9 protein-coding genes, 18 tRNA genes, 3 rRNA genes and 1 other annotated feature are annotated in these 16,767 nt (G+C 39.7%); of the genes, 2 read left to right on the top strand and 28 right to left on the bottom strand.

Features of this window, described 5'->3' with window-relative positions:
• Nucleotides 1-102 precede the first annotated feature (102 nt).
• The 3 genes from trpS to VZL98_03890 all read right to left on the bottom strand — a co-directional run bounded on the left by trpS (nt 103) and on the right by VZL98_03890 (nt 3,698).
• Nucleotides 103-1,095: a tryptophan--tRNA ligase gene (trpS, locus tag VZL98_03900; protein WVH64093.1), complete on the bottom strand. Its 993-nt coding sequence runs from the start codon at nt 1,093-1,095 to the stop codon at nt 103-105.
• A 40-nt stretch (nt 1,096-1,135) separates the two neighbouring features.
• Nucleotides 1,136-1,363 (bottom strand) — a binding site (T-box leader).
• 33 nt (nt 1,364-1,396) lie between these two features.
• Nucleotides 1,397-2,566: a tRNA uracil 4-sulfurtransferase ThiI gene (thiI, locus tag VZL98_03895; GenBank protein WVH64092.1), complete on the bottom strand. Its 1,170-nt coding sequence runs from the start codon at nt 2,564-2,566 to the stop codon at nt 1,397-1,399.
• A complete protein-coding gene (locus VZL98_03890) occupies nt 2,559-3,698 on the bottom strand; it encodes a cysteine desulfurase family protein (GenBank protein ID WVH64091.1) in 1,140 nt (379 codons plus the stop codon). The genes thiI and VZL98_03890 overlap by 8 nt, the downstream gene beginning before the upstream one ends.
• A gap of 125 nt (nt 3,699-3,823) precedes the next feature.
• Between VZL98_03890 and VZL98_03885 the strand changes: the two genes are divergently transcribed.
• Nucleotides 3,824-4,795, top strand: a complete 972-nt coding sequence (locus VZL98_03885) for a ribonuclease H-like domain-containing protein (GenBank protein WVH64090.1) — start codon at nt 3,824-3,826, stop codon at nt 4,793-4,795.
• Nucleotides 4,796-4,914: 119 nt separating this feature from the next.
• On the opposite strand, the gene VZL98_03880 is transcribed toward VZL98_03885, so the two are convergent.
• From VZL98_03880 to VZL98_03780, 21 genes are all read right to left on the bottom strand, one after another.
• Nucleotides 4,915-4,991, bottom strand: a tRNA-Ile gene (locus VZL98_03880).
• A 20-nt stretch (nt 4,992-5,011) separates the two neighbouring features.
• Nucleotides 5,012-5,088: transfer RNA gene (locus VZL98_03875), tRNA-Ile, on the bottom strand.
• Between the two features lie 4 nt (nt 5,089-5,092).
• Nucleotides 5,093-5,167: transfer RNA gene (locus VZL98_03870), tRNA-Trp, on the bottom strand.
• 31 nt (nt 5,168-5,198) lie between these two features.
• A tRNA-Phe gene (locus tag VZL98_03865) sits at nt 5,199-5,274 on the bottom strand.
• Nucleotides 5,275-5,316: 42 nt separating this feature from the next.
• Nucleotides 5,317-5,407 (bottom strand) — tRNA-Ser (locus VZL98_03860).
• 11 nt (nt 5,408-5,418) lie between these two features.
• Nucleotides 5,419-5,507, bottom strand: a tRNA-Ser gene (locus tag VZL98_03855).
• A 38-nt stretch (nt 5,508-5,545) separates the two neighbouring features.
• A tRNA-Lys gene (locus VZL98_03850) sits at nt 5,546-5,621 on the bottom strand.
• Between the two features lie 4 nt (nt 5,622-5,625).
• Nucleotides 5,626-5,702: transfer RNA gene (locus VZL98_03845), tRNA-Gln, on the bottom strand.
• A 4-nt stretch (nt 5,703-5,706) separates the two neighbouring features.
• Nucleotides 5,707-5,783: transfer RNA gene (locus VZL98_03840), tRNA-Arg, on the bottom strand.
• A gap of 3 nt (nt 5,784-5,786) precedes the next feature.
• Nucleotides 5,787-5,860 (bottom strand) — tRNA-Gly (locus VZL98_03835).
• Between the two features lie 107 nt (nt 5,861-5,967).
• Nucleotides 5,968-6,053 (bottom strand) — tRNA-Tyr (locus tag VZL98_03830).
• Nucleotides 6,054-6,056: 3 nt separating this feature from the next.
• Nucleotides 6,057-6,132, bottom strand: a tRNA-Thr gene (locus tag VZL98_03825).
• Between the two features lie 158 nt (nt 6,133-6,290).
• Nucleotides 6,291-6,367: transfer RNA gene (locus tag VZL98_03820), tRNA-Asp, on the bottom strand.
• Between the two features lie 255 nt (nt 6,368-6,622).
• Nucleotides 6,623-6,698, bottom strand: a tRNA-Val gene (locus VZL98_03815).
• 230 nt (nt 6,699-6,928) lie between these two features.
• Nucleotides 6,929-7,003: transfer RNA gene (locus VZL98_03810), tRNA-Glu, on the bottom strand.
• A gap of 357 nt (nt 7,004-7,360) precedes the next feature.
• Nucleotides 7,361-7,437 (bottom strand) — tRNA-Met (locus tag VZL98_03805).
• 12 nt (nt 7,438-7,449) lie between these two features.
• Nucleotides 7,450-7,537, bottom strand: a tRNA-Leu gene (locus tag VZL98_03800).
• 4 nt (nt 7,538-7,541) lie between these two features.
• Nucleotides 7,542-7,616 (bottom strand) — tRNA-Asn (locus tag VZL98_03795).
• Between the two features lie 88 nt (nt 7,617-7,704).
• A 5S ribosomal RNA gene (gene rrf, locus VZL98_03790) occupies nt 7,705-7,821 on the bottom strand.
• 135 nt (nt 7,822-7,956) lie between these two features.
• Nucleotides 7,957-11,597, bottom strand: a 23S ribosomal RNA gene (locus VZL98_03785).
• 125 nt (nt 11,598-11,722) lie between these two features.
• Nucleotides 11,723-13,255: ribosomal RNA gene (locus VZL98_03780) — 16S ribosomal RNA — on the bottom strand.
• Together the 16S, 23S and 5S rRNA genes with 18 tRNA genes alongside form the textbook arrangement of a ribosomal RNA operon.
• Nucleotides 13,256-13,731: 476 nt before the next feature.
• Here VZL98_03780 and VZL98_03775 point away from each other — a divergent pair.
• The gene (locus tag VZL98_03775) at nt 13,732-14,439 is read left to right on the top strand and encodes a hypothetical protein (GenBank protein ID WVH64089.1); all 708 of its coding nucleotides are present in this window, start codon (nt 13,732-13,734) and stop codon (nt 14,437-14,439) included.
• A 63-nt stretch (nt 14,440-14,502) separates the two neighbouring features.
• On the opposite strand, the gene VZL98_03770 is transcribed toward VZL98_03775, so the two are convergent.
• The 4 genes from VZL98_03770 to VZL98_03755 are packed head-to-tail and all read right to left on the bottom strand — an operon-like array spanning nt 14,503 to nt 16,766.
• Nucleotides 14,503-14,790: a YhbY family RNA-binding protein gene (locus tag VZL98_03770; GenBank protein WVH64088.1), complete on the bottom strand. Its 288-nt coding sequence runs from the start codon at nt 14,788-14,790 to the stop codon at nt 14,503-14,505.
• A 9-nt stretch (nt 14,791-14,799) separates the two neighbouring features.
• Nucleotides 14,800-16,071, bottom strand: coding sequence for a GTPase ObgE (obgE, locus tag VZL98_03765; GenBank protein WVH64087.1), 1,272 nt, complete (start codon nt 16,069-16,071; stop codon nt 14,800-14,802).
• A gap of 45 nt (nt 16,072-16,116) precedes the next feature.
• Nucleotides 16,117-16,410, bottom strand: a complete 294-nt coding sequence (gene rpmA / locus VZL98_03760; GenBank protein WVH64086.1) for a 50S ribosomal protein L27 — start codon at nt 16,408-16,410, stop codon at nt 16,117-16,119.
• A 2-nt stretch (nt 16,411-16,412) separates the two neighbouring features.
• Nucleotides 16,413-16,766 carry a ribosomal-processing cysteine protease Prp gene (locus VZL98_03755; protein WVH64085.1) on the bottom strand — a complete coding sequence of 118 codons (354 nt, stop codon included), beginning with the start codon at nt 16,764-16,766 and terminating at the stop codon, nt 16,413-16,415.
• Between the last annotated feature and the right edge of the window lies 1 nt (nt 16,767).

Genomic DNA, 16,767 nt, shown 5'->3' with positions numbered 1-16,767 from the left:
TCCGTAGGATAATTAGCAGACACCTTTTAATAGTTTAGATCTTGAATAGTTTTGAATTGTATGCCCTAGTTAATTACCATAAAAATGAGCATGTTCCGAAGTTTATGGTTGATAAAAGCCGACTTTCTTATATACTTTTCTGAGTGTTTTTTGAGCTGCATATGACGCTCTTTCTGCATTCTGTTTACAGATTTTTTGTAAGTATTCCTTGTCTGCAAAAATCTCATTATATCTTTCCTGTATTGGTTTTAAACCTTCAGCCACCAATATTCCTAATTCTTCTTTAAATCTTCCATAGTTTTCGCCTTCATATCTTCCTACAATTTCATCCGGTTTTAATCCGCTAAATGAGGAATAAATATTGATTAGATTCATAAGCCCCGGTTGCTCATCTCTATAATTAAACTCTCCTATGGAATCTGTTACAGCTCTTTTTATCTTTCTGATTATCGCATCAGTATTGTCTAGTATATATATACTTGCACTTTCATCTTCATCCGACTTACTCATTTTTGCACTAGGGTCTTTTAAACTCATAATCCTTCCACCACTATCAGGAATTAAAGGCTCTGGAACTACAAAAGTTGGACTATACTTATTATTAAATCTCTCTGCCAAATCCCTGGTAAGTTCAAGATGTTGTTTTTGATCACTTCCGACAGGTACAAAATCAGCTTGGTATAACAGGATATCCGCTGCCATGAGGACCGGATAAGTAAAGAGTCCAACATTTTGGTTGTCGGGATTCTTACTTATTTTTTCTTTATATTGAGTCATCCTAGACAACTGCCCCATGTAAGATATGGTGTTTAAAACCCAAGCCAGCTGAGCATGTTCCGGAACATGCGACTGCATATATAGAACAGATTTATCCGGATCAATCCCCGTAGCAATATATAATGCCATAAGAGATAAGCTATTTTTTCTAAGTTCAGCCGGTACTTGGTTAATTGTTATTGAATGCATATCAACAACACAATAATAGCAATTGTACTCTTCTTGTAATCTACTAAAATACTGAATTGCTCCCAAATAGTTTCCTATAGTTAAATCGCCTGAAGGTTGTACTCCACTAAAGACTGTTTTCTTTTCCATTTTCTCGCTCCTTTACTATAATAAAAAAACCTGTTAACTCCAAAGGAGCAAACAGGTGTTTACGGTACCATCCTTAATTTTAGGCCTAAGACCTCTCAATAGAGCACAATAATGCTCCGTCCTTGTAACGTAGGCATACGGTCAAAGATACTTTATTCCCTCTGACTTCTCAAGAGTCCATTCATGATAGCTATCCAACTCCTTTCCACCTTACGGAGCTCTCTGTATGGTTTAAACTTTCATTACTATTCTCTATCTTAGAATATATTGCTATAATACATCAATTTAATAAATAAGTCAATCAATCTTCGTTTACTATTCTAAACTTTTCCATCTTTTCGATTGCATCGTCTACGAGGGCTTCTATATCCAATTTTTCTTCTGAAATTTCTAAATCAATAATTCTAGGCTTGATTACGGGTTTTTTAGGTAGGAACACCGTACACGAATCTTCATAAGGTAAAATAGATGTTTCATAAGTACCTATAAAATTCGAAATCTCAATTATTTCGGTTTTATCATTTCCTATAAGTGGTCTGAGTATTGGAATATCCGTGATTACATTTACAGCTGTTAAGCCTTCAATCGTCTGACTTGCGACCTGACCTAGACTCTCACCTGTAATTATCATCTGATGTCCTTCTGTTTTAGCAATTCTATCGGCTATCCTCATCATAAACCTACGAGATAAAACCGTCATTTCTCTAGCCGGGCAGTTTTCATTGATGGCTGTTTGGATTGGTAGAATATTTACGCTATACATCGTAATTGGTCCTATATAATCAGAGACTATGCTAACAAGTTTTTTTACTTTTTCTAAAGATCTCTCGCCCGTATAAGGATAGGAATGAAAATGTAGTGCTGAAATCTCCACACCTCTTTTTGCCATTTGAAAAGCTGCTACAGGACTATCAATCCCTCCAGAAAATAAAACCAATCCTCTACCGCTGGATCCCATTGGTAAACCACCAAGCCCTTTATATCTTCTAGTATATATATATGCATGCTCTTTAATATCAACAAAAACTTCGATCTCCGGGTTATGGACATCCACACTTAAATTATCATAATTTTTTAGGATATGAGCCCCAAACATCTTATTCAGTTCAGGCGAAATCGGTTTAAAGCTCTTATCAACTCTATTTGTATGCACTTTAAAAGTCTTCTCCATGCCTTTATACTGATTTATTTCTTCACTAAGTGCTTCATAAATTGAATCGATTGCTTTCTCGGTTCTTATACATGGACTAATGTAGATTAGGCCAAAAACTTTTTGTATAGCAGCTATCATTTCTTCAAATAGACTTTCATCCGCTTCTATATAAACCTTACCTTGCTCCATATACAAAGATTTATAATTAAAGTGAGAAATGGCCTTTTTAATCTTTTTTATTGCTCTATTTACAAAAACTCTTCTATTAGCACCTTTGAGCACTAATTCTCCAAAGCTCACACTTATTACTTTATCCATTTTTTCCAATCACCTTTCTAATATTCACTAAACATTTATTTAGTTTTTCAATAAATATATCGCATTCTTCCGGTGTATTCGAATGTGATGGCGAAATCCTAATAGATCCGTCAATAAATTCTTTTGGAACGCCTACACTTTCAAGAGTTTTGCTCTTTTTATTCTTACTACAAGCGGAACCGGCTGAAATACAAATACCTTCATCATCGAGCATCCTAAGAAGGATTTCGGATTTGATTCCCGAAAATCCAATGTTTATAATAAATGGAGAACTGTTTTCACCAGGTGAATTAACTCTAAATCCTTTTATTTTTTCACCTATTCCATCAATTATTCTGCTTTTTAGTCTTTCTACATAGCTCAATTCTTCTTCATAATTATCAATTGCGATTTTTACAGCATGGGCAAAGCCTAAAATCCCGGTAGTGTTTTCTGTGCCGGGACTTATACCACTCTCCTGCTCTCCTCCATACGCAATAGGCATGGGTTTAATACCATTTTTAATATAAAGAGCTCCAATACCCTTGGGTCCATGTATTTTATGGGAAGAAAAGGTATAAAAATCTACCTTGGATTTTATTATATCTACAGGTACTTTACAAAATCCCTGTACGCCATCGACATGGAATAGTGCTTTAGATTTTTCTTTAATCAGTTTTCCAATTCTCTCTATATCTTGTATGGTTCCAAGTTCATTATTGACATGCATTATTGAAACTAAAGCAGTATCCTTGTCCAATAGGATTTCTAAATCTTTTAAATCCACAAACCCAAACTCATCTACTTTAACATATTTTATTTCTCTTCCCTCTCCAAATTTTTTGATTGGATTTAATACTGAAGAATGTTCCGTCTCAGTTGTAATTATTTTTCCGAAATCTCCTTTATCCAGAATACCTCTGATTGCAATATTATTACTCCATGTACCTCCAGGCGTAAAATACACTTCCTCAGCTTTTACCTTTAAAGCTGAGGCGATAATAGATCTGGCATCATTGATTTTTTTTTCCATTTCAAACCCAAATTTATACACTGAAGAAGGATTAGAATAATCCTCGATTAAATATTCTATTATATGCTCAGCTACCTCTTCTCTCATTCTGGTAGTCGCTGCATTATCTAAATAAATCATTAAGTCCTCCTATAGTATTTAAGGTAGTGCATACCTATTGACAAATACCACTCATAATTATATCATTTGAGCGTGTATTGGTAAAATATAACTTTACTAATTTTATGCAATACTTGGAGGTTAAAATGAAGATATTAGTTGAAAATACTGACATAAAAACAATTCCCCATGATTGTATCGTACTGGATATAGAAACTACAGGATTTTCTGCAATTAATAATATGATAACAATATTAGGTTATATTATGTATGATGAAGATGAACATAACTTTAATTTTCATCAGTATTTTGCGGAATCAATTGAAGATGAAAAAATCCTACTCTTAAATTTAGTACAATCAATAAAAGAAAGCCATAAAATTCTAACTTTTAATGGTATGAGATTTGATATCCCTTTCATAGAAAAGAGATTTGAGTACCATAATATAGAATTTAGCCTAAAAGATATTTATCAAATTGATCTATATGTATATTTGAAGAATAATAAAATATTTACAGATATACCCGCTACCAATCAAAAGCAGCTCGAATTGCTTATGGGTTTAAAGCGTCCCTTTAAAATGGACGGTAGAATTGCCGTTGACCATTATAAGGAATACTTAAGGACAGGAAATCCTGAATTATACCAAAAAATGAGCCTATATAATAAGCTTGATGTTCTGTATTTAGCGGAATTATTTGTAATTTATTATAATGTAGAAAATAAAAAAACAATAGAAATCAATCATCATGATAATATTTACAATATAATTATCCAAACTCTGGTAAAAAGCAATGACAAATACACAATTGACCTAATTTCAAACAAGAAAATATTCAACTATGAAGTCGAGGATATCAAAACTCATTATAAACTAAATGCATATAGTAAATCCCTGACTATTGAGCTCCATACTATATCAGGCTTAGTCTCTGAAACTAAAGAAGGAATATGTTTCAATACAGAGGAATTATTATTGAAGAAGACACCAAATTCCACTTATAATTTGAAGAAAGACTATATGATTATAGAAGATGAAGATGAGTACTATATCGATAATATTAAAGAAATCCTTAATTCGATAATAAAAAAAGCGATTGAGAACTTTTTGTTTTAAAGGTTCTATAAATTTAATATTGATTCTATATTTTTGGGTGTCGGTGATGAAAATTTATTTTTCATGCCGACACCTTTTTCTTAAATAAAAAAGAACTTAAGAATATACTTAAGTTCTTCTGGTGGGCCTTCGGGGACTCGAACCCAGGACCTACCGGTTATGAGCCGGGCGCTCTAACCAACTGAGCTAAAGGCCCATATTATTCAAATAATATGGTGGTGGACCTGGGTGGACTCGAACCACCGACCTCACGCTTATCAGGCGTGCGCTCTAACCAGCTGAGCTACAGGTCCATATTGGCAGGGGTAGCAGGATTTGAACCCACGACATTCGGTTTTGGAGACCGACGTTCTACCACTGAACTATACCCCTTAACCTTATTTGAGGGTACCCTTACCCTATTTGGTGCCCAGAGCCGGAATCGAACCAGCGACACGAGGATTTTCAGTCCTCTGCTCTACCGACTGAGCTATCTGGGCATATGTACATTTATTAATATCAATTTATCTCCAAAGCCTATCTGGCGGAGAAGGGGGGATTTGAACCCCCGCACCCCGTGAAGGGTCTACTCCCTTAGCAGGGGAGCCTCTTCAGCCACTTGAGTACTTCTCCGGGTGCGAATTTGGCGGAGAGGGAGGGATTCGAACCCCCGTGGGCTTGCACCCTAACGGTTTTCAAGACCGCCCCGTTATGACCACTTCGGTACCTCTCCGGATTGTATGTGAGAATTTAGATCTCACATAAAAAATATGGTGACCCATCCGCGACTCGAACGCGGGACACCCTGATTAAAAGTCAGGTGCTCTGCCGACTGAGCTAATGGGTCATATTGGTTGGGGTGACAGGACTCGAACCTGTGGAATGCCAGAGTCAAAGTCTGGTGCCTTACCGACTTGGCTACACCCCATTAATGGCGCGCCTAAGAGGATTCGAACCTCTGACACACGGATTAGAAGTCCGTTGCTCTATCCAACTGAGCTATAGGCGCTTGTGGAGCGGGTGAAGGGAATCGAACCCTCGCAACCAGCTTGGAAGGCTGGGGCTCTACCACTGAGCTACACCCGCACACTTTGCTACTGCCTTACACATCATTATGCGAGCGACGGTAGTTCTAAATGATCAGGTAAATAATTGCCATCCCTATTTGTCGTATATTAGTTTTAGACAAAAAATGGTGGAGGAGAGTGGATTTGAACCACTGAAAGCATAGCTAACGGATTTACAGTCCGTCCCCTTTGGCCAACTTGGGTACTCCTCCTAATGGAGCTGGTGAGAGGACTTGAACCCCCAACCTACTGATTACAAGTCAGTTGCTCTACCAATTGAGCTACACCAGCATAAGTCGTGAAAAAAGAATGGATTATTTAGTTATTAAGGTAATATTATTTCAAATAATTTTTATGTCTTTTATGTAGAGATTTAACAACTTCGTTTTTGAACACTTGTATATTATAAGTTATTCTTAATCTCTTGTCAAGTAATTTTTAATAAAAATTGGCGACCTGGAAGGGACTCGAACCCTCGACCTCCAGCGTGACAGGCTGGCATTCTAACCAACTGAACTACCAGGCCATAGCAAATTAATTGTAGTTCTATTAAGATTATATTATTTGATTGTATAAATCAAGCGTTCAGTTGGACCAACTCGTAGCCCTAACCCCATGAACGATGATGAGTGGCGGTAGGTCTCGCGCCGAAGTTTCCCAAGAGGGACGCTTTTCCCGATTGGCTAGAAACTTACCGGGAACTACCAGACCATAGCAAAATAAATTGTAGTTCTTTTAAGATAATATTATTTGATTGTAAAAAATCAATTTAAAATCTAAATGGTGGGCGCAATAGGGCTCGAACCTATGACCCCCTGCTTGTAAGGCAGGTGCTCTCCCAGCTGAGCTATGCGCCCGGGATGATAGTAGAATATAAGCAATTCGAGTTAAATTGTCTACTATAACAATATAACTTATATGCGCAGAGCTCATAGAGCTACCTTTGAACGCTTTTCTCAAAGGTTCTTGTGCCCAACCGGATGATTTCCAAATATTTTCTCATTTGTGAAATCTTGCGGGAAGGGTATGCGCCCGGGATGATAGTAGAATATAAGCAATTCGAGTTACATTGTCTACTATAAAAAAATGGTGACCCTACCGGGATTCGAACCCGGGATACCGCCGTGAAAGGGCGATGTCTTAACCGCTTGACCATAGGGCCTTGTAAAAGTATAATTTATTATTAAGTTGTGTTACGGCTCCGCCTTGGTCGGCTTCGTTAGCCAAATCGGAGATTTGGACTTCGCGACATTTGACCCACCTGCGATTCACTATCGTTCATCGGGTTTGGTCAAGAAAAGGGCGATGTCTTAACCGCTTGACCATAGGGCCTTATGATGTAGTTGTTAGTAGTTGGTAGTTAGTAGTTAGTAAAAACCCTTTAATACCTAACTCTAATCTTCATTGGATTTTTAAACCCAGTTGTTCTAGTATTCTTAATAACTCGTACTCACCACTCACGACTTATCTCTCACTACTGAACACATAGGGCCTTGTATAACTACTCTATTTAGTTTAATGGTTGCGGGAGCAGGATTTGAACCTACGACCTCCGGGTTATGAGCCCGACGAGCTACCAGACTGCTCCATCCCGCGATATATTACTAATGGTGCCGAGGATCGGAATCGAACCGATACGATCTTTGGGATCGCAGGATTTTAAGTCCTGTGCGTCTGCCTGTTCCGCCACCCCGGCTTATTGGCTCCCAGGGTGGGATTCGAACCCACAACCTATCGGTTAACAGCCGAGTGCTCCACCATTGAGCTACCTAGGATTATTCAGGCTGGGTTTCACTAGCCCTTAATCTTCTTAAAGGCTAGCCTTGCCTCTTTAAAAAGATAGGCTTCTCAGCCTACCTGTTTGTCTGGCACCGTGCTACTCTCCCAATTCGTCACCAAATTAGTACCATTGCCGCTAGGAGACTTAACTTCTGTGTTCGAGATGGGGACAGGTGTATCCCTCCTGCTATCGGCGCCAAGCTTCTTAGAGATGAGTTGTCACTAGTTGGTTTTCAACTCTAACTCCTTCTCTCTTGATAGATTTTTGAAGTGTTTGCATTTTTCGTTAGTCTTATTCTAACTTCTCTTCTCTCACTTCTAAAGTAATACATATTTCCGGTCAAGTATTCGATTTATTAGTATCAGTTAGCTGAAATGATTACTCATCTTACACATCTGACCTATCAACCACATTTTCTGTGTGGATTCTATAAGGAAATCTCATCTTGAGGGGGGCTTCGTGCTTAGATGCCTTCAGCACTTATCCCTTCCAAACTTAGCTATCGAGCTCTGCTCCTGGCGGAACAACTCGTACACCAGAGGTCTGTCCATCCCGGTCCTCTCGTACTAAGGACAGCTCCTCTCAAATTTCCTACGCCCACGACGGATAGGGACCGAACTGTCTCGCGACGTTCTGAACCCAGCTCGCGTGCCTCTTTAATGGGCGAACAGCCCAACCCTTGGGACCTACTCCAGCCCCAGGATGAGACGAGCCGACATCGAGGTGCCAAACCTCCCCGTCGATGTGGACTCTTGGGGGAGATAAGCCTGTTATCCCCGAGGTAGCTTTTATCCGTTGAGCGATGGCCCTTCCATGCGGTACCACCGGATCACTAAGTCCGACTTTCGTCTCTGCTCCACTTGTTGGTGTCGCAGTTAAGCCTGCTTTTGCCTTTGCACTCTGTGAATGATTTCCAACCATTCTGAGCAGACCTTTGAACGCCTCCGTTACTCTTTAGGAGGCGACCGCCCCAGTCAAACTGCCCAACTGACAGTGTCCCAATATCTGATTCAAGATATCTGGTTAGAACTTTAAAACTAAAAGAGTGGTATCCCAAGGATGACTCCATGAAAACTGACGCTCTCACTTCTTCGTCTCCCACTTATCCTGTACATTTAGCTCCAAAATCCAATGTCAGCCTGCAGTAAAGCTCTACGGGGTCTTTCCGTCCTGTCGTGGGTAATGCGCATCTTCACGCATACTACAATTTCACCGGATCCTTTGTTGAGACAGTGCCCAAATCGTTACACCTTTCGTGCGGGTCGGAACTTACCCGACAAGGAATTTCGCTACCTTAGGACCGTTATAGTTACGGCCGCCGTTTACTGGGGCTTAAGTTCTAGCCTTCGCCGAAGCTAAGCCTTCCCCTTAACCTTCCAGCACCGGGCAGGTGTCAGCACCTATACTTCATCTTTCGATTTAGCAGATACTTGTGTTTTTGGTAAACAGTCGCTTGGGCCTATGCTCTGCGACCGATGAGTGCTTTTGACGTATAGCCTATACACTCTTCGGCATCCCTTCTCCCTAAGTTACGGGATCATTTTGCCGAGTTCCTTAACAAAGGTTCTTCCGCGCGTCTTAGGATTCTCTCCTCGCCTACCTGTGTCGGTTTACGGTACGGGTAACTAATTACTCGATAGTGCCTTTTCTTGGCAGCATGGAGTCTACTTCTTCGCTACTTATTTTCACTCCCCATCACTCCTTAGCATTATCAAAGCTGCGGATTTGCCTACAGCTTCTGCCTACGAGCTTGGACGTACTATTCCAGCAGTACGCTCAGTATATCCTTCTGCGTCAACACATCTCTCAAACGCAATTAGTTAGTACAAGAATTTCAACTTGTTGTCCATCGCCTACGCTTTTCAGCCTCAGCTTAGGTCCCGACTTACCCTGAGGGGACGAGCCTTGCTCAGGAAACCTTGGGCTTTCGACGGGTGAGATTCTCACTCACCTTTTCGCTACTCATGCCAGCATTCTCTCTTGTATACTGTCCAGCATGCCTTACAGCACACCTTCACCCCGTATACAATGCTCCTCTACCGGGTAGAGATGAGTAGTCAGTTGTTAGTTTTTTGGTTTTTTGATGCTATGTTTATCTTTTTTGCCAGGTTTCTCTTAGCCTGTATAGCATCTTTCCAATTATTTCTATTTCTTCAAGAATTTTATTAGCTGTTTCTTGATTTAATATTTTTAAGTCTTTGGATATTTTTATCAGCACTTCTAATTCTGTTGCTGACCCTATTCCTATTGATAGGTACCTGCAGAAGTCTTTCGGACTTTGTTCTACTTTTGAATATCCTTCGGCTATATTGAGTACTATTGAAAGTGATGATCTTTTGATTTGATCTACAAGTACGTATCTCTCTTCTATAGGATAGTGTTTTGTTATCTTACATATACCGATGTAGAGTTTATATGCTCTTTGGTATACATCTAATTTTTCATATCCTTTTTTCATCTTTTTGTCTTTATCCTTTCTGACTCACTACTAACGACTCACTACTCATCTCTACCCCCACGGCTTCGGTAATGGATTTTAGCCCCGTGTATTTTCGGCGCATTACCACTTGACCAGTGAGCTATTACGCACTCTTTAAATGTGTGGCTGCTTCTAAGCCAACATCCTGGTTGTCTGAGTAGTATTACATCCTTTTCCACTTAATCCATATTTGGGGACCTTAGCCGGTGGTCCGGGTTCTTTCCCTTTCGACTATGAAGCTTATCCCACATAGTCTGACTCCCATTTCTATATATCAGGTATTCGGAGTTTGATAGGTTTCGGTAACACTTCGTGCCCCTAGACCATTCAGTGCTCTACCCCCTGTATACTTAAAATGAGGCTAGCCCTAAAGCTATTTCGAGGAGAACCAGCTATCTCCAGGTTCGATTGGCTTTTCACCCCTATCCACATGTCATCCGATATGTTTTAAACCATACCCGGTTCGAGCCTCCATTGAATTTTACTTCAACTTCACTCTGCACATGGATAGATCACCTGGTTTCGGGTCTACGCCATGCAACTATGTCGCCCTATTAAGACTCGGTTTCCCTACGACTTCATCACTTAATGATTTAATCTCGCTGCATAACATAACTCGCTGGCCCGTTCTACAAAAAGTACGACATCACCGAGCACTTAACTTTATCAACATTATTCCAAACTCTTAGCTATTCTTTCTTTTAGAAATCTTTTAGCATTTCCTCTTTGCTTAAGTTTTGCTTCTCTTCTAGTTGCATCTTCTTTGGATTTATATGCTTCATAATATACTAACTCTATTTCATGTTTGGATGTGAAGGTGGATTGTTTATTTTTATGTTCTTTGTATCTTCTTTCTAAATCAGATGTATAACCAACATAAATCTGATCGTTATCTAATTTCAGAACGTATACATAGTACATCTCTTCACCTCATATTAATAAAGTTAAGTGCTCGGCTTTGTCTGCTTGTAAGCATAAGGTTTCAGGTTCTATTTCACTCCCCTCTCGGGGTTCTTTTCACCTTTCCCTCACGGTACTTGTTCACTATCGGTCACTGGGTAGTATTTAGCCTTGGGAGATGGTCCTCCCGTCTTCACACGGAATTTCTCGTGTTCCGTGATACTCTTCACTTCACCCAAAATACACCCTTTCATCTACAAGGCTCTCACTCTCTTTGGCTCAGCTTCCCAGCTGATTCGATTAGAATGTATCTCTTTTGTGAAGTTGGGCTCTTCCCCGTTCGCTCGCCGCTACTTAGAGAATCGATGTTTCTTTCTTTTCCTCGGGCTACTTAGATGTTTCAGTTCGCCCGGTATCCCTTCGCTATGGCTATGTGTTCACCATAGGATGCTTGGAGTTTGTCCAAGCGGGTTTCCCCATTCGGATTCCTACGGATCGATGCATATTTGCTGCTCCCCGTAGCATATCGCTGCTTATCGCGTCCTTCGTCGGCTCCCAGTGCCAAGGCATCCGCCTTATGCTCTTTGTTTCTTGACCGGAAATATCTATTACTTTATTTCTTTAATCTTTTTTAATCTATCTTTGCTTTACTTCTATTTATTTTTCAAGGTTCAGTTACCTAGACTGAGTGAATACTTCAAGCGATACACGTACTTCCTTAGAAAGGAGGTGATCCAGCCGCACCTTCCGATACGGCTACCTTGTTACGACTTCACCCCAGTCATTAACCCTACCTTCGACAGCTCCATCCTTGCGGTTTGGTCACTGGCTTCGGGTATTGCTAACTTCCATGGTGTGACGGGCGGTGTGTACAAGACCCGGGAACGCATTCACCGCAGCATTCTGATCTGCGATTACTAGCAACTCCGGCTTCATGCAGGCGAGTTGCAGCCTGCAATCCGAACTGGGATCGGCTTTTTGGGATCCGCTTCATATCGCTATGTTGCTTCCCTTTGTTCCGACCATTGTAGCACGTGTGTAGCCCAGGACATAAAGGGCATGATGATTTGACGTCGTCCCCACCTTCCTCCGGTTTGTCACCGGCAGTCTACCTAGAGTCCTCAGCATTACCTGTTAGTAACTAAGTATAGGGGTTGCGCTCGTTGCGGGACTTAACCCAACATCTCACGACACGAGCTGACGACAACCATGCACCACCTGTATGGATGTCTCTAAAAGAGAGGGGTATATCTCTATACCTTTCACCCACATGTCAAGCCCTGGTAAGGTTCTTCGCGTTGCATCGAATTAAACCACATGCTCCGCTGCTTGTGCGGGTCCCCGTCAATTCCTTTGAGTTTCAGTGTTGCCACCGTACTCCCCAGGCGGAATGCTTAATGTGTTAACTGCGGCACCGAGGTTTGACCCCCGACACCTAGCATTCATCGTTTACGGCGTGGACTACCAGGGTATCTAATCCTGTTTGCTCCCCACGCTTTCGTACCTCAGCGTCAGTTAGTGTCCAGAAAGTCGCCTTCGCCACCGGTATTCCTCCTAATATCTACGCATTTCACCGCTACACTAGGAATTCCACTTTCCTCTCCACTACTCAAGTCTTCCAGTTTCAACTGCTTGACAGGGTTGAGCCCTATGCTTTCACAGATGACTTAAAAAACCGCCTACGTACCCTTTACGCCCAATAATTCCGGACAACGCTCGCCCCCTACGTATTACCGCGGCTGCTGGCACGTAGTTAGCCGGGGCTTCCTCCTAAAGTACTGTCATTATCTTCCTTTAGGACAGAGCTTTACAATCCGAAGACCTTCTTCGCTCACGCGGCGTCGCTGCATCAGAGTTCCCTCCATTGTGCAATATTCCCCACTGCTGCCTCCCGTAGGAGTCTGGACCGTGTCTCAGTTCCAGTGTGGCCGTTCACTCTCTCAAGCCGGCTACTGATCGTCGCCTTGGTGGGCCGTTACCTCACCAACTAGCTAATCAGACGCGAGCCCATCTCACACCGCTAACGCTTTGATGCAAAAATCATGCGATCTCTGCATATCATAGGGCATTAATCACGGTTTCCCGAGGCTATTCCCTTGTGCGAGGCAGGTTGCTCACGCGTTACTCACCCATCCGCCACTTTCCTCCAGAATGTTTCACAACGAATTGATCAACTTGCTAGATTCTCGTTCGACTTGCATGTGTTAAGCACGCCGCCAGCGTTCGTCCTGAGCCAGGATCAAACTCTCATTAAAAGTTTGATTCTGCTCTATTATTTGTTAAAATTATTTTTGTACGTTTCCTCAAAGTATTCACTATTTTCTTATCTAGGTTCGTGCAGCCTCAATTTTGAGGTGCCATACTATTATAGCACCGTCATCTTTCTTTGTCAACATGTTTTTTATTTATTTTTTACATGCATTTGACTTGTTAATTGCGACAGCTTTATTAATATACCAATTATTTCCATACATGTCAACACTTTTTAAAGTTTTTTTCAAACTACCTTTATTATTGTTAAATATTGTAAATTATACACTGTTAAGAGTTGTCGTTCCAACCACAGCTCATTCAACAAATCTCTATTTTTAGCCATTTCATATTTTGCAACCTATAAGCATATGAAAGTGACTATTTTTAGATTTCTAGAGATAATTAGAGCTTTTTTACATGCAATTGATAAATATTTTGGGATAAAGTATAATAAATATAGTTTTTTAAGGAGGAACTTATGAAAAAATATCTTATTATAATAACAACGCTATTGTTAATATCTTTGATAGTTGGTTGTGCAATCAAGTTCAATCCTGCCGAACTCCAAAAAACAGATAAGGTAGATGAAGTTTCAGATGAAGTCAAAGAATCTGATAAAAAGGATGAGCCTGAAGAAATAAAAGAAGTAGACGAATCGTATTTTACAAAACCTATAATTTCATTTATGTCGGGTAAGAAAACAATAGGTTCTGAATTAGATAGTGGCAAGGGTATTTATGACCTACATATTAAAGGAAGCGGAAAGCTTAGTATTACTGATGCTTCTTATAATCTAGTTGTCGAAGAAGTATACCCGAATGTTATGGGATCTACTGACTATAGTGTTAGACTTGCTATTGACAAAGGCTACATTTTAGATATCGGAGAAGGTTTGATTATAGATGTTTATAATGCAATACCAATTGAATCAAACTCTGAAATTAAGTTGTCAACAGGTTACTGGTTAGTAGGCAGTGATATAAGTGAAGGCAAGTACTCCATTAAGCTATCTAATGTATATGGAAGTAATGCCAGTATCTCTATATATGAAGATGGCGAGTTAATAGATACTTCTTATTATGTTAAGAATGATGATAATGACGCGGTTGCAGATTTAAATTTGCTTCCTAATCAAGTTATAGTAATTTCCGGTATCTCAGAGGTAAGCTTCACAGAGAAAAACTAAAAAGCATCAGATAATGGCGAGCTGACTCAGAAAGTCAGTTTGCTATTATCTGATGCTTTTCTTCTATAGTTGAATAACCGGATTATCTTCGTTTCTTCTATAAACTACAAATTTGTTTCCTAATGACATTACAAACTCAGCATTCATCTTTTCAATAACTTCACTTACTATATCTTCTTTTTCATCCAAGTTATTATTCAATACTTTTATTTTGATAATCTCATCTTTAATCAATACTTGATCTATCTGTTTTAATAAATTGTCAGATAATCCATACTTCCCTATAAGAACCTTGGGTTCTAATTTATGAGCTACTTTCTTCAGCTCTGATCTTTGCTTTCCTGTTATCATATTTTTCCTCTATTCTCTAAATTCAAACTCCATATCTCCTATTATAACTTCATCGCCTTCTTTAAGACCTATTTCATGGAGTTCTTCTATTATACCCTTCCTCTTTAAGAGATTGTAAAAATAGTTTAATGCTTCATAATCTTCAAAGTTTGTTCTATATATTAAATCATCGATAAAAGGACCATCTACATGTATTACATCATCTATAACTGATATTGTATACTCTTCAACTTCTTCTTCATAAAAATCATCGTATTCTTCGTCGAATGTTTCATAATCTGTATCCATTTTTGAAACTTGTTCCCAGAGTTTATATGCGAGCTCTTTGGTCCCCTCAAGAGTTGCTGCAGATGTTTTAATTATTTCATATCCTCTTTCAGTTAGATTGTCTGTTACTATTTCCATCCATAATTCAGAATCAGGTATATCCGTTTTATTTAAAATTACTATCTGTTTTTTCTTTGCAAGCTCAGGATTATACACCTCAAGCTCATTGTTTATCGTTTCAAAATCCTCAAGAGGATCTCTGCCTTCACTTCCGGAGACATCTATTACATGTGCTAACATTCTTGTTCTTTCTATATGCCTAAGAAAGTCATGTCCTAAACCTGCACCTTCACTGGCACCTTCAATTAATCCGGGTATATCAGCTACGACAAATGACTTGCCCTGTTCAATATGAACAACGCCAAGGTTCGGTGACAATGTGGTGAAATGATAGTTTGCAATTTTCGGCTTGGCATTACTTAATATAGATAATAATGATGATTTTCCTACATTAGGCATCCCTATAAAACCAACATCTGCAATCAATTTAAGTTCAAGGGTTATAATTCTTTCTTCGCCAGGTTTTCCAGGCTCAGCAAATCTAGGTGCTTGTCTTACGGAAGTTGCGAACTTCGCATTTCCTCTTCCTCCTCGGCCGCCCTTAACCACTATGAATTCTTGATTATGTTCCCTAATATCAAACATTACTCTGTTTGTGTTGAAGTCTTTTATCAGAGTTCCAATTGGCACATTTAGTATTAAATCACTTCCGCTTTTACCGTACTGCTTCTTGTTTAGACCATTTTCACCTTTTTCGGCTTTATAATGTCTTTTATATCTAAAGTCCATAAGAGTTCTAAGACCACTGTCCCCTCTTATGATAATACTGCCGCCGTCTCCGCCGTCTCCACCTGATGGGCCTCCCATAGGCTCGTATTTTTCTCTCCTGAAAGCGATGGCTCCGTCTCCACCTCTACCTGCTTTTAATTCAATTTTTGCTACATCTATAAACATATTAACAGCTCCTAAAAAAGAAAAAGCTTACCAAACGGTAAGCTCTTATGCTGATACTTGTGAGTTAGGATAAACACTTACTTGCTTTCTGTTCTTTCCTAGTCTCTCAAATCTCACTACACCATCCACTACTGCAAATAGAGTGTCGTCTCCGCCTCTTTTAACATTGTTTCCCGGATGGATTCTAGTTCCTCTTTGTCTTACAAGGATATTACCGGCCAATACGAATTGTCCGTCTCCTCTTTTAGTTCCTAGTCTTTTTGCTCTACTATCTCTACCGTTCTTGGTACTACCAAGACCTTTTTTACTTGCGAAAAATTGTAAATTAAACTTAAGCATCTCTACACCTCCCTGATGGTGATTCTTACATAATCACTATAGTCTTCTATAGCTCCTTTTATGCCTGTTATAATAACTGATGTCGCTAATTTGACATCTTCCAATTCTCTTTTACTTATCTTATCTATATGAATGACCAGTTTAATATAAGCCTTTTCTTCATCCATCTGGTATTCATATTTATCCGAACTTAGTTTAAGTACTTCACCCAATGATGCAATGAGCGTAAACATCAGAGTAGACACCGCTGCACAGACGATATCTTCGCCGTATTCAGCGTAATTTGCGTGCCCGTCTATTTCGAGTTCATTTATTACATTATGTTCTTTGAGTTTGGAAATACTTATATTAATCATA

This window comes from Peptoniphilaceae bacterium AMB_02, from assembly GCA_036321625.1.
GTDB lineage: Bacteria > Bacillota > Clostridia > Tissierellales > Peptoniphilaceae > Microaceticoccus > Microaceticoccus formicicus.
Note: the sequence above shows the minus strand (reverse complement) of the source record. Positions and strands in the feature narration are given on the sequence as shown.